Annotated in this window: 18 protein-coding genes; 11 read left to right on the top strand and 7 right to left on the bottom strand. The window is 70.9% G+C overall.

What is annotated here, in order from left to right:
* Positions 1-25: 25 nt before the first annotated feature.
* A complete protein-coding gene (locus FHX82_RS23105; RefSeq protein WP_145938650.1) occupies positions 26-730 on the top strand; it encodes a DUF427 domain-containing protein in 705 nt (234 codons plus the stop codon).
* A gap of 27 nt (positions 731-757) precedes the next feature.
* Positions 758-1,468: an MBL fold metallo-hydrolase gene (locus FHX82_RS23110; RefSeq protein ID WP_145938651.1), complete on the top strand. Its 711-nt coding sequence runs from the start codon at positions 758-760 to the stop codon at positions 1,466-1,468.
* Here the strand turns inward: FHX82_RS23110 and FHX82_RS23115 are convergent.
* From FHX82_RS23115 to FHX82_RS23130, 4 genes are read right to left on the bottom strand one after another with little or no spacing between them, the layout of a single operon-like run.
* Entirely contained in the window at positions 1,465-2,550 is a 1,086-nt protein-coding gene (locus FHX82_RS23115; RefSeq protein WP_229881433.1) for a glycerate kinase, read from the bottom strand. The two genes, FHX82_RS23110 and FHX82_RS23115, sit on opposite strands and share 4 nt — an antisense overlap.
* Complete coding sequence (locus FHX82_RS23120; RefSeq protein ID WP_145938652.1) at positions 2,547-3,683, bottom strand: glutamate--cysteine ligase; 1,137 nt, start codon at positions 3,681-3,683, stop codon at positions 2,547-2,549. The genes FHX82_RS23115 and FHX82_RS23120 overlap by 4 nt, the downstream gene beginning before the upstream one ends.
* Complete coding sequence (locus FHX82_RS23125) at positions 3,684-4,148, bottom strand: hypothetical protein (RefSeq protein ID WP_145938653.1); 465 nt, start codon at positions 4,146-4,148, stop codon at positions 3,684-3,686.
* The gene (locus FHX82_RS23130; RefSeq protein WP_145938654.1) at positions 4,145-4,900 is read right to left on the bottom strand and encodes an alpha/beta hydrolase; all 756 of its coding nucleotides are present in this window, start codon (positions 4,898-4,900) and stop codon (positions 4,145-4,147) included. Before FHX82_RS23130 ends, FHX82_RS23125 begins: the two co-directional genes overlap by 4 nt.
* Positions 4,901-5,074: 174 nt before the next feature.
* Here FHX82_RS23130 and FHX82_RS23135 point away from each other — a divergent pair, with 174 nt between their 5' ends.
* A complete protein-coding gene (locus FHX82_RS23135; protein ID WP_145938655.1) occupies positions 5,075-5,833 on the top strand; it encodes a lysophospholipid acyltransferase family protein in 759 nt (252 codons plus the stop codon).
* Positions 5,834-5,847: 14 nt separating this feature from the next.
* A complete protein-coding gene (locus FHX82_RS23140) occupies positions 5,848-6,336 on the top strand; it encodes a polyadenylate-specific 3'-exoribonuclease AS (RefSeq protein ID WP_145938656.1) in 489 nt (162 codons plus the stop codon).
* Between the two features lie 37 nt (positions 6,337-6,373).
* On the opposite strand, the gene FHX82_RS23145 is transcribed toward FHX82_RS23140, so the two are convergent.
* Positions 6,374-7,456, bottom strand: a complete 1,083-nt coding sequence (locus tag FHX82_RS23145; protein ID WP_145938657.1) for a 3-deoxy-7-phosphoheptulonate synthase — start codon at positions 7,454-7,456, stop codon at positions 6,374-6,376.
* 259 nt (positions 7,457-7,715) lie between these two features.
* Here FHX82_RS23145 and FHX82_RS23150 point away from each other — a divergent pair, with 259 nt between their 5' ends.
* The 3 genes from FHX82_RS23150 to FHX82_RS23160 all read left to right on the top strand — a co-directional run bounded on the left by FHX82_RS23150 (position 7,716) and on the right by FHX82_RS23160 (position 10,664).
* Positions 7,716-8,741, top strand: coding sequence for a 6-phosphofructokinase (locus tag FHX82_RS23150; protein WP_145938658.1), 1,026 nt, complete (start codon positions 7,716-7,718; stop codon positions 8,739-8,741).
* 176 nt (positions 8,742-8,917) lie between these two features.
* Complete coding sequence (locus FHX82_RS23155) at positions 8,918-10,114, top strand: glycoside hydrolase family 18 protein (protein WP_145938659.1); 1,197 nt, start codon at positions 8,918-8,920, stop codon at positions 10,112-10,114.
* Between the two features lie 7 nt (positions 10,115-10,121).
* Positions 10,122-10,664 (top strand): alpha/beta fold hydrolase, encoded by a 543-nt coding sequence (locus tag FHX82_RS23160; protein WP_145938660.1) that lies wholly within the window; start codon positions 10,122-10,124, stop codon positions 10,662-10,664.
* 80 nt (positions 10,665-10,744) lie between these two features.
* Here FHX82_RS23160 and FHX82_RS23165 read toward each other — a convergent pair whose 3' ends face one another.
* The gene (locus tag FHX82_RS23165; RefSeq protein ID WP_145938661.1) at positions 10,745-10,936 is read right to left on the bottom strand and encodes an antitoxin; all 192 of its coding nucleotides are present in this window, start codon (positions 10,934-10,936) and stop codon (positions 10,745-10,747) included.
* Between the two features lie 106 nt (positions 10,937-11,042).
* Between FHX82_RS23165 and FHX82_RS23170 the strand changes: the two genes are divergently transcribed.
* Genes FHX82_RS23170 through tesB form a run of 3 tightly spaced genes read left to right on the top strand, consistent with a single transcriptional unit; the run spans position 11,043 to position 14,144 of the window.
* Positions 11,043-11,708, top strand: a complete 666-nt coding sequence (locus tag FHX82_RS23170; RefSeq protein WP_183176776.1) for a DUF2461 domain-containing protein — start codon at positions 11,043-11,045, stop codon at positions 11,706-11,708.
* A 56-nt stretch (positions 11,709-11,764) separates the two neighbouring features.
* Positions 11,765-13,189: a pyruvate kinase gene (gene pyk, locus FHX82_RS23175; RefSeq protein ID WP_145938663.1), complete on the top strand. Its 1,425-nt coding sequence runs from the start codon at positions 11,765-11,767 to the stop codon at positions 13,187-13,189.
* A 49-nt stretch (positions 13,190-13,238) separates the two neighbouring features.
* On the top strand, positions 13,239-14,144 hold the full coding sequence (gene tesB, locus FHX82_RS23180; RefSeq protein ID WP_145938664.1) for an acyl-CoA thioesterase II: 906 nt from the start codon (positions 13,239-13,241) through the stop codon (positions 14,142-14,144).
* A 10-nt stretch (positions 14,145-14,154) separates the two neighbouring features.
* On the opposite strand, the gene FHX82_RS23185 is transcribed toward tesB, so the two are convergent.
* Positions 14,155-14,472, bottom strand: coding sequence for a hypothetical protein (locus FHX82_RS23185; RefSeq protein WP_229881436.1), 318 nt, complete (start codon positions 14,470-14,472; stop codon positions 14,155-14,157).
* Between the two features lie 267 nt (positions 14,473-14,739).
* Between FHX82_RS23185 and FHX82_RS23190 the strand changes: the two genes are divergently transcribed.
* Positions 14,740-15,591, top strand: a complete 852-nt coding sequence (locus FHX82_RS23190) for a helix-turn-helix domain-containing protein (RefSeq protein ID WP_145938666.1) — start codon at positions 14,740-14,742, stop codon at positions 15,589-15,591.
* The last annotated feature ends 1 nt before the right edge of the window (position 15,592 follow it).

The raw sequence follows: 15,592 nt of genomic DNA on the forward strand, positions 1-15,592 counted from the left end.
CCCGGCCCACGGGGTTGGCCCCGTCATGGAACCGGTCAAGGTCGAGCGTGGTGCGAAGCGGGTGCGGGTGGCCTTCGGGGGCAGGGTCATCGCCGACACGATCCGGCCCCTGCTCGTCTGGGAGCACCAGTACTACCCGGCCTACTACCTGCCCAGGGAGGACTTCGCCGACGGCGTGCTCGTCCCCTCCGGCGACGGCAAGGCGACCGTCCGGGCCGGCGAGCGCGAGGCGGTCGACGCGGCGGTGTCCTACGACGACCCGCCCGAGCTGCGCGACCACGTCCGCCTCGACTTCGCGGCCATGGACAGCTGGTTCGAGGAGGACGAGGAGATCTACGTCCACCCCCGCGACCCGCACAAGCGCGTAGACATCCTGGCCGGCTCGCGGCACGTCCGGATCGAGATCGACGGAGTCACCGTGGCCGAGTCGCGCAACCCGCGCCTGCTGTTCGAGACGGGCCTGCCGACGCGGTACTACCTGCCGAAGACGGACGTGCGCCTCGACCTGCTCGAACCGAGCGACACGATCACGCGCTGCCCCTACAAGGGCGAGGCGGAGTACTACTCGGTCCGCGTCGGCGACAAGCTGCACGAGGACGTGGTCTGGTACTACCGGACGCCGCTGCCGGAGAGCCAGAAGGTGCAGGGTCTGGTCTGCTTCTACGACGAGAAGGTGGACGTCTTCGTCGACGGCGTGAAGCAGGAGCGCCCGGAGACGCCGTTCGCCTGAGGCGTCCGCCCGGATACGCTGGGCGCCATGCAGGACCGCCTCTACTTCCGCCAGCTGCTGTCCGGCCGCGACTTCGCCGTCGGCGACCCGGTGGCCACGCAGATGGTCAACTTCGCCTACCTGATCGGGGACCGGGAGACGCGGGAAGCGGTCGTCGTCGACCCGGCCTACGCCGTCGGCGACCTGCTCGACGTGCTCGCCGCCGACGACATGCGGCTCACCGGCGTGCTGGCCACCCACCACCACCCGGACCACGTCGGCGGCAGCATGATGGGCTTCACCCTCGCCGGGCTCGCGGAGCTGCTCGCCCGCGAGCCCGTGCCGGTGCACGTCAACCGCAACGAGGCCGAGTGGGTCCAGCGCGTCACCGGCGTGTCCGGCACCGACCTCACCGGCCACGACCACGACGACGTGGTGCACGTCGGCGACATCCCGATCCGGCTCCTGCACACGCCCGGCCACACCCCGGGCAGCCAGTGCTTCCTCCTCGAAGACCGGCTCGTCGCGGGCGACACGCTGTTCCTCGAAGGCTGCGGCCGCACCGACTTCCCGGGCGGCGACGCGGAAGCGATGTACCACAGCCTCCGCGCGCTGGCGGAACTCCCCGGCGACCCGGTCGTCTTCCCGGGCCACCAGTACTCCGCCGCGCCGTCGGCGAACCTGTCCTCGGTGCGGGAGAACAACTTCGTCTACCGCCCCCAGAACCTCGACGAGTGGAAGACGATGTTCGCGGGCTAGAGCCAGTCCCTGGCGACGGTGGTGGCCAGCCGCTCCAGCAGGGCCGCCGTGTCGGTCATGCAGCGCTGCACGTCGGGCTCGATGTCCGTCAGGCCGTACCCCGCCGAAAACCCGTGCCGCCGCAGGGTTTCCACGTCCAGCGCGACGTGCCCCGCCACCGCCACCACGGGAATTCCGTCCGCCCGCGCGGCGATTCCCGCCGGGCCCTTGCCGCGCAGCGTCTGCTCGTCGAACGAACCCTCGCCGGTGATCACCAGGTCCGCGCCCGGCAGCTTGTCGGCGAAACCCGTCATCTCCAGCACCACGTCGATCCCCGGCCGGAACGTCGCTCCCAGCAACGCCAGCGCCGCGAACCCCGTGCCGCCCGCCGCCCCCGCGCCCGGCGCGTCCGCGAACCGAGTGCCGGCCACCGCGGCGAAATGCGCCAGCGCCCGGTCCAGCAGCGCCACGTCCTCCGGCGTCGCGCCCTTCTGCGGCCCGTACACCGCCGCCGCCCCGTGCTCGCCCAGCAGCGGGTTGTCCACGTCGCTCGCGACCACGACCTCCGCCCGCCGCAGCCCGCTCAGGTCGATTCTCGCCAGGTCGAGCAAAGCCTTGCCGCCCAACGGGATCTCCGCGCCCGAGGCGTCCAGCAGCCGCGCGCCCAGCCCGCGCACGAGACCCGCGCCGCCGTCCGTGCTCGCGCTGCCGCCCAGGCCCAGCACGATCCGGGTGCACCCGTCGTCGAGCGCCTTCGCGATCAGCTCGCCCACCCCGAGCGTGCTCGAAGTCAACGGAGCCGGCTCGCGCAGCATGCTCAACCCCGACACCGCCGCCAGCTCGACGACCGCCGTGTCACCGCGGCGCGCGTAGCCCGTCCGCACCCGTTCCCCGGCGGGCCCGGTCGCCTCCGCCGGCACGAACGAGAACCCCGCCGCGACGGCCGCCGCCACCGTGCCGTCGCCGCCGTCGGCGATCGGGCACTCCAGCGTCTCGACGTCCGGCACCACCCGCCGCAGCCCCGCGGCGATCGCGTCCGCGACCTCGTCGGCGGGCAGGCTGCCCTTGAACTTGTCCGGCGCGATCACGACCCTGGGCGTCACTTCGGAATCCCGTCCCGCATCTCCGCCACCAGCGACGCGACCACGGCCTTGAGGCTCCCGTTGTGCTCCTTCGCCACCGCGCGCTGCCGCTGGTAGCTCGCCCCGTACCGCAGGATCGTCTCGACCCCGCGTAGCTCGGCCACGCAGCCGAGCCGCCGCGCCACGGGCTCCAGCCGGTCGAGCACGTCCCAGATGTCCTCGGTGACCAGCCGTTCCTTGCCCGCCGCGTCGAGAATCACGATCGCGTCGAGCCCGTAGCGCGCGGCCCGCCACTTGTTCTCCTGCACGTGCCACGGCGGAAGGCACGGCAGCTGCTCGCCGTCGTCCAGCCGCCGGCTGAAGTCGTCGACGAGGCACTGGGTGAGCGCCGCGATCGCGGTGACCTCCTCCAGCGTGGGCAGCCCGTCGCACACCCGCATCTCGATCGTGCCGAAGTGCGGGGCCGGCCGGATGTCCCAGCGGATCTCGGAGAAGGCGTCGATCACGCCGGTCTTGAACATGTCGTCGACGTAGTTCTCCAGCTCCGACCACTCGCGGAACTGGAACGGCAGCCCGGCCGTGGGCAGCTGCTGGAACATCAGCGCCCGGTTCGACGCATACCCGGTGTCCTCCGCGCCCCAGTACGGCGAGGACGCCGACAGCGCCTGCAGGTGCGGCGCGTAGTTCAGCAACGCGTCGAGCACGGGCAGCACCTTCGCGCGCGAGTCCAGGCCGACGTGCACGTGGACGCCGTAGATCAGCATCTGCCTGCCCCACCACTGGGTGCGGTCGATGAGCTTCTGGTACCGCGCCTTGTCGGTGACCTTCTGCTGGTACCACGGCGAGAACGGGTGCGTGCCCGCGCAGAACAGCTCGACGCCCAGCGGGTCGATCACCGAGTGCACGGTGTCCAGCGACTCGGTGAGGTCGGCCGCGATCTCACCGACCGTGTCGCACACGCCCGTGATGATCTCGATGGTGTTGAGCAGCAGCTCCTGCTTGATCTTGGGATGCTCGTCCTGACCGTCGGGACGGACGGCCTCCAGTATCCGCTCGGCGACGGAGGAGAGCTCTCCGCTGCGGCGGTCCACCAGGGCGAGCTCCCACTCCGCCCCCACCGTCGACCTGCGTGACGGCGAGAAGTCGATGTGCATTCAGACCTGCGCGCCGTTCGTCGGGTCCGCGCCGTCCGGCGGCCCCTGCTTGACCCGCAACAGCAGGAGCGCGATCGCGGTGGCGAGGCTGAGGATGCCCAGCGGGGTGCCGACGGCCGCGCTGATCCCGATCAGGGTGGGCGCGATCAGCAGGAACAACCCGACGACGAAGAACAGCAGCACGACGAACGCGCCCTTCCCCGGCCGGGGCAGCGGCGGCGGCTCGGGCGGGACGTAGTGCTCGTCGTCGTCCGCCGGGTCCTCGCCGAGGACGGTGTCCTCCCACTGCGTGCCACCGCCGCGCCACGACGTCCCGGGCTGCTCGGGCTCGGCGGGCGGCGTCTTCTCCGGCTTGGGCTCGACCGGCTCGTCGACGAACTCGCCGATGCCCTCCGCGCGCAGGTCCGCGACGATGGCCGCGAACGTCGCGTCCACGTCGTCGGGGTCGGTACCGTGCGAGCTCATCGGGATCCCACCTGCTCCTGTGCGAACTCGACGCTGCGCTCGAAGATCAGCGGGGCGTCATGGTCGAGGGTAGCCACGTGGAAGCTGTGCTCCAGCACCACCTCGGTGACATTCTCGCTGCGCACGCCCTCCAGGACGAGCCGCGCGTTCACCGGTTCCACCACGTGGTCGACGCGGGAGCGGAACAGCAGCAGCGGCTGGGTGACCTTCGGCAGGTCGGCGCGCACCAGCCGCCACAGCTGCGCCAGGCTCGCGGCCGCCCGCACCGGGGTGCGGGGGTAGGCCAGCTCCGTGGCGCCGGGTTTGGCGATGTCGTTCGCGATCGCGGGCACCGACGGCAGCACCCGCCCCAGCAGCGGCAGCAGCTTCGCGTCCCGCCGCAGCGTCGTCACCGACGGGTTGACCAGCACGAGGCCCGCGATCTGCTCGCCGAAGTCCTGCGCCAGCCGCAGCGCCAGCGTGCCGCCCATGGACAGCCCGAACACGAACACCGACTCGCACGTCTCCCGCAGCGCGAGCAGCTCCGTGCGCAGGCAGCCGTACCAGTCGGGCCAGGTGGTGCGGTTGAGCTCCGGCCACGCGGTGCCGTGGCCGGGCAGGCGCGGGCAGCGCACGGTGAAGTCGCGCTCGGCGAGGTACTCGCCCCACGGCCGCATGCTCTGCGGTGTGCTGGTGAAGCCGTGGCACAGCAGCACACCGGCTTCGACCGATCCGGTGTGCGAGAAAGGCTCCGCACCCGCCAGCACGGGCATGTCCGTCCGCCCTTCTTCCCCGACCTGACCCGGTCTCCATCGTCGCACGCGCGCACCCGCCAGAACATGCCCGCCTGTGAGATCGCGCGCACCAGGGTGACCGGGCGTTGTGCTCGCCCGGCCGGGATTCGTACCCTGGACGGCGGCCGATCGGCGGTGGGAGGGCGGAGCGCAGTGCTGTACCGGTTGCTCAAGTGGGTGCTGCTGGGTCCGCTGCTCCGCACGCTGTGGCCCACCAAGGTCACCGGCACGGAGCACATCCCCGAGACCGGTGGCGCGATCCTGGCCAGCAACCACCTCGCGGTCGCCGACTCGTTCTTCATGCCGCTGCGCGTGCGCCGGCGCGTCACGTTCCCCGCGAAGTCCGAGTACTTCACCGAGAAGGGGATCAAGGGCCGGCTGAAGAAGTGGTTCTTCACCGGGGTGGGTCAGATCCCCATCGACCGTTCGGGTGGCACCGCGGCGCAGGCCGCGCTGGACACCGCGATCCGGCTGCTGCGTGAGGGCAACCTGCTGGGCATCTACCCCGAGGGCACGCGTTCGCCGGACGGGCGGCTGCACAAGGGCAAGACCGGGGTCGCGCGCATCGCGCTGGAGGCCGGGGTGCCGGTGATCCCGGTGGCGATGATCGGCACCGACAAGGTCAACCCGATCGGCTCGAAGATGTGGCGCCCGCGCCGGCTGGAGATCCGGTTCGGCAGGCCGCTGGACTTCTCGCGGTACGAGGGGCTGCAGGGCGACCGGTTCGTGGAGCGCTCGATCACCGACGAGATCATGTACGCGCTGATGGAGCTGTCGGGCCAGGAGTACGTCGACATCTACGCGGCGCGCGCGAAGGAGCTGATGGCGGCGGAGGCCGCGGGCGTGCGTCCCGCCGTGCCCGTGCAGACGGCGCGCGAAGCGGACCGGGTACCGGAGACGAAGGCGTCCTGACCTAGGGTGCTTCGGTGCGATTCTTCTACGACACCGAGTTCATCGAGGACGGCGTGACGATCGATTTGGTGTCGATCGGTGTCGTGGACGAGCGGGGCCGGGAGTTCTACGCGGTTTCCACGGACTTCGACCCGGGCAGGGCCGGGCAGTGGGTGCGCGAGAACGTGCTGCCGAAGCTCCCGTCGCCCGCCGACCCGGCGTGGCGCAGCCGGGAGAAGATCCGCGCCGACCTGCTGGACTTCTTCGGCAAACCGCCGGGTGGGATCGAGCTGTGGGCCTGGTACGCGGCCTACGACCACGTCGCGCTGGCGCAGCTGTGGGGCCCGATGCCCGCCCTGCCGCGGCAGCTGCCGCGCTTCACGCGTGACCTGAGGCAACGCTGGGAGGACGCGGGCAAGCCCAAGCTGCCCGCCCCACCCGCCGACGCGCACGACGCCCTCGCCGACGCGCGCTTCAACCTGGAGCGGTGGCGGATCATCGAAGAGGTCCGGACGCGCCGCTGAGCGGTGGACCCGGGACGCGCCCGGGTCCACCTCGCGCTCAGCGCCGCGCCACCGCGCCCGCCAGCTCGTCCAGCAGCTCCGCCGTGGTGGGCCAGTCGAGGCAGGCGTCGGTGATGGACTGCCCGTAGGTCAGCTCCGCCGCCTGCCCCAGCACCAGGTCCTGCCGCCCGGCCTCCAGGAAGCTCTCCAGCATCACGCCGACGATCCCGCGTTCCCCGGCACCGATGCGCACCGCCAGCTCCCGCACGACCTCCGCCTGCCGCACGTGGTCCTTGCCGCTGTTGCCGTGCGAAGCGTCGACGATCACGCGCTCCGGCAACCCGCCACGGCGCAGCCGCGCGAGGGTGTCGGCCACGGTCTCCGCGTCGTAGTTGGGGCCGCCCGCGTGGCCGCGCAGGATCACGTGGCAGTCCGGGTTCCCCGCGGTCGTGACCAGCGCCGCCAGCCCGTCCGCGTTGATGCCGGGGAACACGTGGCTCGCCGCCGCCGCGCGGGTCGCGTCCACCGCCACCTGCACGTCGCCCTCGGTGGAGTTCTTGATGCCCACCGGCATGGACAGCGCGCTGCACAGCTGCCGGTGCACCTGGCTCGCCGCCGTCCGCGCGCCGATCGAGCCCCAGCTGACGGTGTCGGCGATGAACTGCGGCGTGATCGGGTCCAGGAACTCGCACCCCACCGGCAGCCCGAGCGCGGAGATGTCGAGCAGGAGCCTGCGGGCCAGCCGCAGGCCCTGGTTGACCGCGTAGCTGCCGTCCAGCCCAGGGTCGTTGATCAGGCCCTTCCAGCCCAGCGTGGTGCGCGGCTTCTCGAAGTACACCCGCATGATCACGTGCAGCCGGTCGCGCAGCGCGCCGGCTTTCTCGGCGAGCCGGAGCGCGTAGTCGACGGCCGCTTCGGGGTCGTGCACCGAGCACGGGCCCACGACGACGAGCAGTCGGTCGTCGGTCCCGTTGAGGATGTCGACGGTGGCGGCCCGGCCTTCGGCGACGGTCTTCGCGACGGCGGCGTCCATCGGGTGCTCCTGGCGGAGCAGGGCGGGGGGAATCAGCGGGCTGATGCCGACGGTGCGCTGGTCGTCGAGCGACGCCAGGGTTTCCGCGGGGCCTGCGGCGAGCTGCATGGCGGGTTTCGGTCCTTTCGCGACCGGCCGCCGTGTCGTGCCACCGAGCCGGTCTTCGTTCTCCGGCTCGTGGGTGGCTGGTTCAGCGCGCGGCGAGTTCGCCGGCTGGCCCACCCAGGGCCGGTCCGCCAAACCAGAAATACCGCTGCACGGACGCGACCCTACCAAAGGCCCTGGGCCCTTGACCGATCAAGGCGGGATCCGGCTACGCTGGCGCCGAGAAGTGTGACCAGGACAACTTTCGAAAGGGCGGGTACCCATGCGAGTCGGGGTGCTGACCGGTGGCGGCGACTGCCCCGGGCTGAACGCGGTGATCCGGGCGGTCGTGCGCAAGGGCATCGAGGTCCACGACTGGGAGGTCGTCGGCTTCCGCAGCGGCTGGCGGGGCCCGATGACCGGGGACAGCAGGCCGCTCGGCCTCGACGACGTCGAGGAGATCCTCACGCGCGGCGGCACCATCCTCGGCTCGTCCCGTACCAACCCGTACAAGGAGGAGGGCGGGGTCGAGAAGATCAAGGCGACCCTGGCCGAGCAGGGCATCGACGCGCTGGTCGCGATCGGCGGCGAGGACACCCTCGGCGTCGCGAAGCGGCTGACCGACGACGGGGTGGGCGTCGTCGGCGTGCCCAAGACGATCGACAACGACCTCGCCGCCACCGACTACACGTTCGGCTTCGACACCGCGGTGCACATCGCCACCGAGGCGATCGACCGGCTGCGCACCACGGCGGAGTCGCACTACCGCGCCATCGTCGTCGAGGTCATGGGCCGGCACGCGGGCTGGATCGCGCTGCACTCCGGCCTCGCCGGTGGCGCGAACGTGATCCTGGTGCCGGAGCGGCCGTTCTCGGTCGACCAGGTCGTGGAGTGGGTGGAGCGCCGGTTCGAGCGCATGTACGCGCCGATCATCGTGGTCGCGGAGGGCGCGCTGCCCGAGGGCGGCGCGGAAGTGCTGACCAGCGGCGAGAAGGACGCGTTCGGGCATGTCCGGCTCGGCGGTATCGGCACCTGGCTGGCCGACGAGATCGCGGAGCGCACGGGCAAGGAGTCCCGCGCCGTGGTGCTCGGGCACGTCCAGCGCGGCGGCACGCCGACGGCGTACGACCGGGTGCTGGCCACGCGCTTCGGCCTGCACGCGGTGGACGCGGTGCGCGACGGCGACTTCGGCGTGATGGTCGCCCTGCGCGGGACCGACATCGTCCGCGTGAAGCTGGCGGAGGCGACGGCGGAGCTGAAGACCGTGCCGTCGGAGCGTTACCAGGAGGCCGAGGTCTTCTTCGGCTGAGTTCTTCCCCGGAACGGGCCGCCACCGCCATCGCGGTGACGGCCCGTTCCGCTGCCGGTGACGGTTCGTGTTCCCGGTGCTACTTTCGTCGGGAATAGTGGACTGGACCATTGAGCTACTGGTCTAGTCCAAATTAACGTGCTGTTCGTCCCTTTCCCTCCGGTCGGGGAGGAAGCATGTTCCGGAACCGCAAGCTGTTCGCCGCCGCGGGAGTGCTCGCGGCCGCGCTGATCACGGTCACGTTCGCCCCGCAGGCCTCGTCCGCTCCCGTCGGCAAGGTCGTCGGCTACTTCACCGAATGGGGCGTGTACGACCGCAACTACCACGTGAAGAACGTCGAGACGAGCGGCTCGGCGGCCAAGCTGACCCACATCAACTACTCGTTCGGCAACGTGACGAACGGTCAGTGCGCGATCGGCGACACCTACGCCGCCTATGACAAGGCGTACTCCGCCGCCGACAGCGTCGACGGGGTCGCCGACACCTGGGACGCCGGTGCCCTGCGGGGCAACTTCGGACAGCTCAAACGCCTCAAGGCGATGCACCCCGGGCTCAAGGTGATCTACTCGTTCGGCGGCTGGACCTGGTCCGGCGGCTTCGCGCAGGCCGCGCAGAACCCCGCTGCGTTCGCCGACTCCTGCTACAACCTGCTCAACGACCCGCGCTGGGCCGGGGTCTTCGACGGGATCGACATCGACTGGGAGTACCCGAACGCGTGCGGGCTCTCCTGCGACACCAGCGGTGCGGCCGCGTTCAAGAACCTGATGGCGGCGCTGCGGGCGAAGTTCGGCAGCAAGCTCGTCACGGCCGCGATCACCGGTGACGGCACGTCGGGCGGCAAGCTCGACGCGGCCGACTACGCCGGCGCCGCGCAGTACGTCGACTGGTACAACGTCATGACCTACGACTACTTCGGTGCCTGGGCCACCACCGGCCCGACCGCCCCGCACTCGCCGCTGACGTCCTACGACGGCATTCCCACCGCGGATTTCTACTCCGACGCCGCGATCCAGAAGCTGAAGTCGAAGGGCGTGCCGTCGAGCAAGCTCCTGCTGGGCATCGGGTTCTACGGCCGCGGCTGGACCGGGGTCACGCAGGCCGCGCCGGGCGGCACGGCCACGGGCGCCGCGCAGGGCAAGTACGAGGCGGGCATCGAGGACTACAAGCTCCTCAAGACCCGCTGCCCGGCCACCGGCACGGTCGCGGGCACGGCGTACGCCTTCTGCGGCAACGAATGGTGGAGCTACGACACCCCGAGCACCATCGCGGGCAAGATCAGTTACGCCCGCAACCAGGGGCTCGGCGGCGCGTTCTTCTGGGAACTGTCGGGTGACACCAGCAACGGCGAGCTGATCACCGCGATCGCGAGCTGAAGCACGGATTCCCGAGGGGCGGCAGGGGACACCTGCCGCCCCTTTCCCGTTTCCGGCGGATGCGGTCGCGCCGAACCAGCGCGGCTACGGCCCGGATAAACCCGCGGCGATCGAGGACTACGACCTGTTCCACCTGGTCGGCGACGCCGTCGGGCTCATCACGGAACTCGGCGCGCCGGACGCACTGGTGGTGGGCCACGAGTGGGGCGCCCCGATCGCCTGGCACACCGCGTTGTTCCGCCCAGACCTGGTGCGTGGCGCGGCGGGGCTCAGCGTGCCGTACATCGGCCGCCCGGCCGCGCTCACGCTGGAGCCCGCCCGCGGGGTGTTCGGGCCGGACTACTACCAGCTCTCCTTCCAGGAGCCCGGCGTCGCGGACAAGGAGCTCGCCGCCGACCTCGACGACACGTTCCGCCGTTTCCTGCACGGGCTTTCGCGCGTGCCCCGCCTGCAGAGCGTCGAGCTGGTGCCCGCGCCGGTCACTGGGTGCAGCAGGAGCGGCCGGAGGAGACGAACCGCGCGCTCGTCGGGTTCGCGCGGTCGACGCTGACATGAGAAGGGCCGGGCAGGCGCCCTGCCCGGCCTTCTTCCCTGTACCGGAAGGCCTTCGGGACGCCTTCCGTAGCCCCGTCAGGCAGGCGGCTGCTGGCCCTCCTGGCCCTGCTGGCGCGAGAAGTCCTTCGCCTTCTGCGCGGCCTTGTCGATCTGGTCGCCGTGCTCGCCCCACTTGCCCTTGGCGGCGTCGGCGGCCTTGTCGATGCCCTGGTCGGCCTGGTCCGGGTGCTGGCCGAGTGCTTCCTTGGCCTTGTCGAACAGACTCACGGTCGTTCCCCTTCCGTTCGGATAGGACACCCGAGCGGTTCCCGGCGGCACGGGGAGGCCAAACCGCGCGTCACCCGTACCAGTGAACGTGGTTATGGTTCCCGCCGTGACGTTCTCCGGCTTCGGGGAGCACGCCGTCGAGTTCTACGACGGGCTGCTCGCCGACAACTCCAAGGCGTACTGGGACGACAACCTGCGGCTGTACCGCGAGCACGTGCGGCAGCCGATGGAGGCCCTGCTCGCCGAGCTGACCTCCGAGTTCGGGCCGGACTTCGGCGAGGGCAAGGTCTTCCGGCCGTACCGCGACGTGCGGTTCGCCAAGGACAAGACCCCGTACAAGACGCACTGCGGCGCGGTGATCGAGCAGGGCCGCGGCGGCGGCGCGTTCTACGTCGAGCTGTCCTCCGCCGGCCTGCGGGTCGGCGGCGGGTGCTTCCACCTGGAGTCCGACCAGCTGGCGCGGTACCGCCAGGCCGTGGACACCGAGGTGCACGGCGCGGCGCTGGAGCGAATTCTCGCGAAACTCCGCAAGACCGGGTGGGAGATCGCCGGTGACGTGTTGCGGACGCGACCTCGTGGGTATGCCGAGGAGCACCCGCGGCTGGGGTTGCTGAAACACCGGTCGCTGTACGCCGTCCGGAGCTGGGAACCCGACGACACGCTGCACGAAAGGGCGTGCCTCGACCGGGTCCGCAGGGCCTGGCGGCAGGTGCGCGACTTCAACGAGTGGGCGCGCGACCACGTGGGGTCGAGCGAGAAGCCACGCCGCTGACTCGATCTCGGGATCGGTACAGACGAAACGCCAAGGAAGGTCTACGCTGTATGAACGTGAGCCGACGCGCGAAGATCGTTTGTACGCTTGGTCCCGCCACCGCCACCGCGGAGAAGGTGCGGGCCCTCGTCGACGCCGGGATGGACGTGGCGAGGATGAACTTCAGCCACGGCAGCCACGGCGACCACAAGGAGGTCTACGACCTCGTCCGTGAGGCCGCCGCGGCCACCGGCCGCGCGGTGGGCATCATGGCCGACCTCCAGGGCCCCAAGATCCGCCTCGGCACCTTCGCCGGTGGCCCGGTCGAGTGGCGCACCGGGGACGTCGTCCGCATCACGGTCGAGGACGTCACCGGCACGCACGACCGCGTGTCCACCACGTACAAGGGCCTCGCGAAGGACGCCAAGCCCGGTGACCGGCTGCTCGTCGACGACGGCAACATCGGCCTGGTCGTCAAGGGCGTCGAGGGCCCGGACGTGGTCTGCGAGGTCACCGAGGGCGGGCCGGTCAGCAACAACAAGGGCGTCTCGCTGCCGGGCATGGACGTGTCCGTGCCCGCGATGTCGGACAAGGACATCGAGGACCTGGAGTTCGCGCTCTCGCTGGGCGTGGACTTCGTGGCGCTGTCGTTCGTGCGCTCCCCGGCGGACATCGACCTGGTGCACCAGGTGATGGACCGCGTCGGCAAGGGCCGCCTGCCGGTCATCGCCAAGCTGGAGAAGCCCGAGGCGGTCTACAACCTCGAAGCGATCGTGCTGGCGTTCGACGGCGTGATGGTCGCCCGCGGTGACCTCGGCGTGGAGCTGCCGCTGGAGCAGGTGCCGCTGGTGCAGAAGCGCGCGATCCAGATCGCGCGGGAGAACGCCAAGCCGGTCATCGTCGCCACGCAGATGCTCGACTCGATGATCAACAACTCGCGCCCGACCCGCGCCGAGGTGTCGGACGTCGCCAACGCGGTGCTCGACGGCGCCGACGCGGTGATGCTGTCGGGCGAGAGCAGCGTCGGGCGCTATCCGATCGAGACCGTGCAGACCATGGGCCGGATCGTCGAGGCCGTGGAGACCGACTCGCCGACCGTGCCGCCGCTGTCGCACGTGCCGCGGACGAAGCGGGGCGTGATCTCCTACGCCGCGCGCGACATCGGCGAGCGGCTCAACGCCAAGGCACTGGTCGCGTTCACGCAGTCGGGTGACACGGTGCGCCGCCTCGCGCGGCTGCACACGCGCCTGCCGCTGCTGGCGTTCACGCCCGAGGAGAGCGTGCGCAGCCAGCTGTCGATGACGTGGGGCACGGTCACGCACATCGTGCCGAAGGTCGACTCCACCGACCAGATGATCCAGCAGGTGGACCACGCGATGCTGGAGATGGGCCGGTACCAGCCGGGCGATCTCGTCGTCATCGTCGCCGGTTCCCCGCCGGGCACCGTCGGCACCACCAACCTCATCCGCGTCCACCGTCTCGGTGAGGACGACCACGCCTGACGGTCCCGCTCGTGCGGCGGCGGTCCCGCGCCTGGTTGGATCGGGAGATATGACCGACTTGGCGAAGGAAGCCGCTGCCGGGCTCGACAGCTCCGCGGGGCTGGGCGGGCAGGTGGTGCTCGACCAGCTGGTCGACCTGCTCGACCTGGAGAAGATCGAGGAGAACATCTTCCGGGGCGTCAGCCCGGCGCTCTCACCCGTGCGCGTGTTCGGCGGGCAGGTCGCCGGGCAGGCGCTCGTGGCCGCCGGGCGGACGGTGCCGAGCGAGCGGAAGGTGCACTCGCTGCACGCGTACTTCATCCGCCCCGGTGACCCCCGTATCCCCATCGTGTACGAGGTTGACCGCATCCGCGACGGGCGTTCGTTCACCACGCGCCGGGTGGTCGCCGTGCAGCACGGGAAGGCGATCTTCGCGCTGTCGGCGTCGTTCCAGACGCCCGAGCCGGGGCTGGAGCACGCGGACGAGATGCCGGACGTGCCGGCGCCCGAGACGCTGCCGACGTTCGCCGAACGGGTGAGCGAGGTCCCTGGCATCGCCGAGATGTGGCGCCGCCCGCGCCCGATCGACGTCCGCTACGTGAACGACCCGCCGTGGCTGACCCGCGGCAAGGGCACCACCGAGGCACGCAACCAGGTGTGGATGCGCGCGGACGGCCGGCTGCCGGACGAGGACCTGCTGCACGTGTGCGTGCTCACGTACGCGTCGGATATGACGCTGCTCGACTCCCCGCTCGCGCGCCACGGCGTGTACTGGGAGCTGGACGAGGTGCGGGGCGCCAGCCTGGACCACGCGCTGTGGTTCCACCGGCCGTTCCGCGCCGACGAGTGGTTCCTGTACGACACCGCGTCCCCGTCCGCCTCGGGCGGCCGCGGCCTGGCCACGGGCCGGTTCTTCGCGGCCGACGGGACGCTCATCGCGACCGTCGTGCAGGAAGGGCTGCTGCGGGTCCGCTGACGGGCGGTGCTCAGCTCACCGAGTGCAGGTGCGTCGCCCGGTGCCGCTTCAGGCGGGGGCGCCGCGAGGCCGCCGCTTCGATCGTGCCGAGGCGCAGCTGCACCGCGAGGTACGCGCGGCAGGGCATCGAGGGGCGGCGCCGGAACGGCAGCCGTGGCGACTGGTCGCGGCACACCGGGCAGCGGCCGTGTTCGTCGGGCTCGTGTGCGGCGAGCACGGAGCGTAACGCCTGCACCAGGAGTGGGATCTCCCTTCGGGCGAGTTCGGTCGCCCTGCCCGAGTCGCACAGGCCCGCGGAGCGGGTGAGATCGTCCAGGCGCTGGTGCACAGAAGTCTGCAGTGGGCCGGTCGGTGAATCGCTGTCGAGCACGCTTCCTCCAGGGGGAGCTGCCACGTTCCGGTGCCTTGGACCACCCGAAACGGACGCAGGATGCCACCGTACATCCGCAGAGTGCAATTTGCATTCCACCGATCCGGGGAAACTAACCCGTCCGGGTAGGTCGGGCACCGTGCGACGTGAGAATCGGCTGGTTAGATGTAGTACGGCGAACAACGCCTTGGCGGAATGGCGCGGACCAATACGGAGGTGCGACAAATGCAACGGGGTCAGGGTCCCACCATTCGCCGTCGGCGGCTGGCCAGCGAGTTGCGCCGGTTACGCGAAGCCGCCGATCTGACCATCGACGAGGTGGGCGAAAAGCTCGAATGCTCCGCGTCCAAGGTGAGCCGTATCGAGACCGGCCACGTCGGGGTCACTCCCCGTGACGCCAGGGACATGCTGGAGCTGTACGGCATCACCGGCGACGAACGCGAGGCGCTCGTCCAGCTCGCCCGCGAGGCCCGCAAGCCCGGCTGGTGGCACGCCTACAAGGAGGTGTTCACCGGCACGTTCGTCGGGCTCGAAGCGGACGCCAGCTCGCTGCGCGCGTTCCAGGCGCTGCTCGTGCCGGGCCTGCTGCAGACCGAGCCGTACGCGCGCGCCGTCATCCGCGCCATGCGCCCGGACTCCGACGAGACGGAGATCCAGCGGCGCGTCGCCGCCCGCACCGCCCGCCAGCAGCTGCTCTCCGACCCGAACCCGCCCGAGTACTGGGCAGTGATCGACGAGGCCGTGCTGCACCGCGAGGTCGGCGGCGCCGGAGTGATGGCGAAGCAGGCGCAGCGGCTGCTGGAGCTCGGGCAGCTGCCCCACGTGACGATCCAGGTGGTGCCGTTCTCAGCCGGGGCGCACCCGGGCATGGAGGGCCCGTTCCTCATCCTCGGCTTCCCGGAGCAGGCCGACCCGGACGTGGTGTACGTCGACAGCACCTCCGGCGGTTTCTTTCTCGAACTGCCCCCCGACGTACGCCGCTATTCGCTCATGTTCGATCATCTGCGTGCCGCGGCTCTCAAACCGGACGACTCGCTAGCGTTGATCGCCCAGGCCGCGGAACGATATTCCGCCTGAT

Source organism: Amycolatopsis bartoniae, assembly GCF_014191255.1.
GTDB classification, from domain to species: Bacteria; Actinomycetota; Actinomycetes; order Mycobacteriales; family Pseudonocardiaceae; genus Amycolatopsis_E; species Amycolatopsis_E bartoniae.